This window comes from Oleiphilus sp. HI0043, assembly GCF_001634935.1.
The window spans coordinates 1-1,343 of record NZ_LWEY01000037.1; the positions used below are offsets into that span (position 1 = coordinate 1).

The 1,343-nt window shown below is 45.7% G+C and carries 1 protein-coding gene and 1 pseudogene; both read left to right on the plus strand.

Annotation, left to right across the window (positions count from 1 at the left end; genetic code table 11):
- The coding region (locus A3729_RS01105; protein ID WP_068632982.1) for an alpha/beta hydrolase at positions 1–672 on the plus strand (672 nt) is incomplete at its 5' end.
- A 75-nt stretch (positions 673–747) separates the two neighbouring features.
- A pseudogene (locus A3729_RS01110) lies at positions 748–1,343 on the plus strand (PCRF domain-containing protein); the annotation flags it as partial.

Below are 1,343 nucleotides of genomic sequence, written 5' to 3' on the forward strand. Positions count from 1 at the left end.
TGGTTTGTTTCCCAGGGATACGCAGTCTATGCGCTAGATCATCGAGGGCATGGTCAGTCTGAAGGTAAGCGCGGGCATGTAAGGCGTTGGAGTGACTACGCGCAAGACTTGGAAACACTGCGTTCTACAGTCATGGAAGAAAAGCAATATTTACTTGGTCATTCGATGGGTGGAATGATTAGTTTGCACCACTTGTTAGAGTATCCTGGCCGATTCAGTGGTGTAGCCTTAAGTGGGCCAGCGGCTGATGTTTCAATTGCTGTCCCGTGGTTTACGCGTGTTATTGGCAATACAATGAGTTTCTTTCTACCTAGACTCAGTCTTGCTCATCCCATAGAAGCAAGTGTGGTGTGTTCTGATCCCGAGGTTGTTGCCGCTTATGCCACAGACCCATTTAATCACGGTAAGGTTAGTGCACGTTGGTTTACAGAGTATTTATCGGCAGTTACTAAGCTACGCAAGCAGGCTTCGCAAATCAAAACGCCCATCGCTATATGGCACGGAGAAGGCGATGAACTCGTTGAGCCCTGGGTGAGTGAACACTTATTTGATCGTTTAGAGATGACTAATAAGCAAAGAAAAATCGTTCCAAAGGCGTTGCATGAGATTTTATTAGAGCCAAGCTGGCCGGAAACTGCGAAAGAAATGAAAAATTGGTTGGAGCGGTTTTAGCTTAGCGGTAGAATGGCGCGCTTTATTAAGTGTGTTATTTCGCTTTTTTCAGTTTTAAGGAATGTGAGTCAATAGATGTTGGAAGTAAACCCGCTAGTGCAGCAAATAAAAGATATGTCTGAGCGTGTGCAAACGCTTAGGGGGTATCTTTGACTTTGATGTAAAAAAAGAGCGACTTGTAGAAGTTGAACGTGAATTAGAATTGCCTAGTGTCTGGGATGATCCGGACAACGCGCAAGCGCTTGGCAAAGAACGCTCTAATCTAGAAGCTGTTGTAGCAACCATAGAAAATCTCGACGTTGGTCTGGTGGACGCTCAGGAGCTGCTGGATATGGCTGTGGAAGAGCAAGATGAAGAAACGGTTTCTGCTGTTGAAGATGAGCTTGGCACGCTAAGTGAAAAGCTTGAAACGCTAGAGTTTCGAAGAATGTTTTCTGGCGAGATGGATGAAAACAACGCATATCTCGATATTCAGTCTGGCTCAGGTGGTACCGAGGCTCAAGATTGGGCCAGCATGTTATTGCGTATGTTCTTACGGTGGGGGGAGAAGAAAGGTTTCAAGACTGAAATCATTGAACTCTCCGACGGTGAAGTTGCCGGCATCAAAAGTGCGACAATCCAATTTACCGGTGAATATGCATTTGGTTGGTTACGTACAGAGACAGGTGTCC